This window comes from Rhodococcoides corynebacterioides, assembly GCF_019834675.1.
Classification (GTDB): Bacteria; Actinomycetota; Actinomycetes; order Mycobacteriales; family Mycobacteriaceae; genus Rhodococcoides; species Rhodococcoides corynebacterioides_A.
Map to the genome: position 1 here is coordinate 1 of NZ_JABUBU010000043.1, position 4,561 is coordinate 4,561.

A 4,561-nucleotide genomic window follows, 5' to 3' on the forward strand; every position below is an offset into this window, starting at 1 on the left:
CGTCGAACTCGCTCTGCAGCAGCACGAGCAGGGGCCCGGCAGGGGGGTGTCGAGCCCCTGCTCGAGCTGCTGCAGAGCGAGTTCGACGACCTCACGGGCCGATCGACGGTCGGGATCCTCGGCGACGAAGGCGAGGGCGGCGCTCACGGCGGCTCCGACGGAGGCCTGCGCGAGGGTAGGAAAGAGATCGCGGCGGGGGTCGAGGCCGGTGCGCTCGGCGACGACGCGCCGGAACTCGTCGGACAGCGACTTGTCGAAGGCGAGCTTCTTCGCCAGCAGCGCCGGCGTCTCCTCGATGAAGCGGGCCGTCTCGATGGTGTCCACCAGCTCGCGAGCCGGGTCCGTCACGATCTCGAGCAGCAGGTACCGGACGGAATCCCAGAAGTCCTCGTCCGCAGGGCGGTTCTCGAGGAGATCGACCCATTCGAAGGCGGCCTTCTGCAGATGGAAGAGGGCGGCCTCTTCCTTGCTGGAGAAGTAGTTGTGGAACGTCCGCGTGGACACGCCGGCATGGGCGGCGATGGCCTCCGCGGTGACGCCGTCGAAGCCGAGCTCGCGCCCGAGGCTGACCGCCGCGGCGCTGAGCGCGCTGCGCGTCTCCGCCTTCTTGCGGTCACGCAGACCTGGTTCCGTCGTCACCCCGACCAGGGTACGGAAGTTGCGCGTCTCGGCAACTTTGCAGAGTCATGCAAATATGTGATGGTCGCCACGACGCCTCGGCGTGTGGCGACCAGGTCACCGGGGTACGGAGGTCTCCCCGGTGCGACCGTCAGCTCCGGTCGGAGAACAGATGGGTGTAGTCGGGCTTGCCGACGGGGGCGGTCGCCTCCGCGGCGGGCGTCTCGACGACGTCGGTGTCGGTGGTCGTGTCGACCGGTGCGAGGAACAGCGGTGTGGATTCCATGTGACCCTTTCGGGCAGGAGTGAGAGAAACGGCGAACAGCCGCCGTGACGGCGCAGAAACCGAATGACCCGGCGCGCTCTGGTCTCGACCCTACGCCATGCTCGACGGCCGGCGGCGAACACCGCCCCTGCGCGTCGGTCCCGTCAGTTCTTGGCCAGCGTCACCAGGAAGTCGACCGTGCCGGTGGGCGCGACGGTGACGAATCCGAGCGACGGCGGCTCGACTCCGAAATCCGTCCACGTGGCCGGAATGCCGCCCGAGGCAACCAGATTCGCGCCGTCCCGCAGGACCGACGCCTCGACCGTCACCGGGCGCGTCTGCCCCTTGAGCGTCAGATCGCCGGTGAGCGGGACGGTGGCCGTGGTGCCGTCGGTGGGCACGGTCGACAGGTCGACGGGCTCGGTGATCGTGAACGTCGCGGTCGGATTGGCCGCGACGTCGAAGATGGTGCCGCGGAACTGATTGTCCCGCCGGTCGCTGTCCGTGGTGATGGTGCCGGTCTGCACCACGATCTCGCCGCCGGTGAGGGTCGAGGACTCGACGGTGGCGGAACCGCTCACGTCGCGGGTGGTGCCCACGACGGTGACGTCGGTGCCGTTGAGCACCTCTGCGACGGTGTAGCCGGCGGACGTCGGGTTGCTCTCGCTTCCCGGAGTGACGGTCCACTGCCCGTCCAGGTCGCCCTCGGCGGCGCGAGCCCCTTCCGTGGACACCGTGGCCGCGGGGTCGCTGCTCTCGAGCGAGGCGTAGATGCGTGGCCCGACGAACAGAGCGATCACAGCGACGACCACGACGGCTCCGACGATCCACCACTTCTTCATGGGATCGACTTTAGTTGTCCGTTCAACGATCCGGGCGGAGATGGAGCTGGGAACTCCCTGTGAACACCGGACCCTCGGTCGAGGTGACGTAACGAATCCGACGAAGCACCCTGGAACTGTCGTAGCCCGGCTCTACCATTCGCCCATGTCACGTGTAACCGTCACGAGCGGTGGGGGCCCAGCCGTCTACGGATCGAGATGTTCGGCTTGCCAGGACTTCGGAGATATCCGCCAGTGGCACTCGAGGTGGCTCTGCATGCCCTGCCGTCTCAGCTGGTCCGTCGTCGTGAAGTCGCGAGGGCAGATCGACGCCATGACAGCGCGCGACGCCGCGCAGTTGCCGCCCCACCATGCGAAGAAGCGCGAAGCCGCACTGAAGCGGATCAAGACCGCGCTGGATGAGATGGAAGCACGAAGAGTTGCTAGCGCAAGGTCCTCTGCGCGGTCGAGGACCGCACCGACAGCTCGCTCCCGGCCGCTTGCCGACCCGAGCACTCCTCGGCCCAGCGAGCCTGCGAAGGGCTTTCGCCGAACGTCCCCCCAGCACGAGGTCGCTCAGCCGAATCCGCGGAAGACCCCCAAGCAGGCGCCCCGGCAGAGCAAGCCCCAGCGCGAGGGTCTCCGGGTGGACCCCCGAAGGAAGAAGACGCAAGCCGCGCCCAAGGGAGTAGCGGCTGTGTCACATGCTCGGACCTCTAAGCGACCGCGAACCCGCACTCCGAAACCGGTCCCGTTCGACGACCAGCTGAAGGCACTCCAGTCGAAATGGAACGGGCGAACCGGCTAGGTGCATTCGCAAGGCCAACCCGATCGAAGCTGTCGCACGGTCGTTGCGGGACGGCAGGGCACGTGGCAGAGACCTCGTCAGAGAGACGCGATGAGGGGCATGTCCGGAGGCATGAGTTCGTTTGCCTCCAGAAAACGAACGAGGTTCGAAATAACGTCGAGTTCTGAGTTCATCGCCGCCACCGACCGTGCTTTCGGATCGCTGATCGCCTCGACGGTATTGATCTGAGCCGACAGCTCCGCCGCTGCGGTCGATGCTCTCGACCACAGTCCGTCATCGAATTCGTGGCCCAGGGTTTTCTGGGCGTGAGCAACCGCAACAGCCAGCAGCAGCTCCTCCGAGGTCAGGCGATGGGCCCCACGCCGACCGGACACTGTTGCCGCTGTGGTGATGGCCGCGCCCGTTCCAGCTATCCCGCCGATCGTGGCGAGACCGCCGGCCATACCGCCCGGCCCCAGCGCAGCCAACCCGCCCGTCATGGCCGCTGCACCCGCCGCTCCGGCGGGTGCGAGAGCGACGAGACCGATTGGCGCGATCGCGATGACCGCCACCCCCGCGCCGGCGATTGCCCAGCGCTGCCAATTCACTCCTGCCTTGCCCAATTTGACAATCGCGTCGTTGAAAGACCGGATCGTCTTGGCCAAGGTGTCGCCGAACCCCGGGGCCAGTCCGAGCTGCGCTGCAAAAGGCGGTAAGGCTTTGAATGCGCTGTCAGCGATGTCGATTTCGAAGGGGGCGGTGAGGTCACTGAGCGCAAGGATGGTGAGCTGCTCGATCATTGCCGCAGTGCTCCAGTAATCGGGCACCTTCGGCGTCTCACCCTCGGCGAGCTGGTGCAACTCCCTCGGTAGCGGCTGGCCGGTCTTGTCTGCCTCCCATATGTGGTCCACCAGTTCCGCGCGGCGGATTCGAACCGCTTCGGTGAACCGCGCTTTGACTCTGGCGTCGGTGATGGCTTCTGCCACCGCGTACTGGAAATGCAACTCCAGGACCAGGGCCGCGGTGTCATCTGTGAGTGCGGTGGTCACTCTCCTGGTGCGACTCGGAGTCAGGGCGGACCGGTGGAAGGCATTGCCCACTGCCCGCGCCACGGGGGGTTGGCCGAGATAGGCGGCCGAGCTATGGCCCATGTGACCGATGTTGACGCGGAAGTCCTGCACGTCGGCGAACACGGTCGCGAGCCCACGGGCACGGGTGACGGGGTCGTGAGTGCTGAAGAAATTGAGCCAAGAGTTGGTGCGGGCGTAGGGGAAGTTGCCGATCAGTTCGCGGCGCGAGACTGCGAACAGTTTCGTGTGCGCGGGACTGCCGATGGTGATGACCCGGCGCACCGACACCTCGACCGGCAGGCGCGACAATAGATCGACCGTGACCACGCTTCCCAAGCTGTGGCCGAGGATGACGACCTCCCCGCGTTGTGGGATGGCGTCGAGGACACGGCTCAACACGGCACCTCGAAGGCCTTTGCGGTAGACATAGGCCCGAATCTGTCCGATCTCGTCCGCGAACCACTTGTCGGGCATCGCTTTTGCGAGCGCACCGAGTACCGCATCGGCCGGGTCGAAGTCTGGGAGTGGGAAACCCAAGCTCTGCACCGTCGGATCGGCACCGACTACCCGCGCGGCTTCGATCTGCCGATGGATGAACTCGGCCCGTTCGGCCGATCGATCGACCTTCTCGCCGCCCGCTGTCGGCTTCGGCACGCTCGCCTCAGAGTTCGCAGTCGACAGAAGGTCGCTGTACTGCGGCGCGATCACATCCTCCGGCGTGATCGCCGGCATGCCCTGAGCGACCAGACTCGCGTTCAACGCATCGAGCCAGGATCGGCTCGTGTCGCCATCCCCGACACCGTGCAGGTAGATCAGCTTCATCCACAACCCCTCACCCGAACCGTCCAGCGCAGACGGCTCGGGTGGAACGGTTGTCGGCTCCGGTCGAAAACTGAGCAGGTAGTCCGGTCGAAAAGTGAGCACTCATCTCGACGATGGAGGAGTGATCACTGTGGAGGACTGGGCGTTGATTCGTCGGTTGCACGGCTCGGAGGGGATG

The 4,561-nt window shown here is 66.2% G+C and carries 4 protein-coding genes; all 4 read right to left on the reverse strand.

Features of this window, described 5'->3' with window-relative positions; genetic code table 11:
• Positions 1–639 (reverse strand): TetR/AcrR family transcriptional regulator (locus HQ603_RS18700; RefSeq protein WP_308126621.1); only part of this gene is annotated, 639 nt, incomplete at its 3' end.
• Between the two features lie 130 nt (positions 640–769).
• Positions 770–904, reverse strand: coding sequence for a hypothetical protein (locus tag HQ603_RS19040; RefSeq protein ID WP_261774082.1), 135 nt, complete (start codon positions 902–904; stop codon positions 770–772).
• Between the two features lie 143 nt (positions 905–1,047).
• Complete coding sequence (locus tag HQ603_RS18705; protein WP_222686247.1) at positions 1,048–1,725, reverse strand: YceI family protein; 678 nt, start codon at positions 1,723–1,725, stop codon at positions 1,048–1,050.
• A gap of 864 nt (positions 1,726–2,589) precedes the next feature.
• On the reverse strand, positions 2,590–4,383 hold the full coding sequence (locus HQ603_RS18710; RefSeq protein ID WP_222686248.1) for a lipase family protein: 1,794 nt from the start codon (positions 4,381–4,383) through the stop codon (positions 2,590–2,592).
• Positions 4,384–4,561 lie beyond the last annotated feature (178 nt).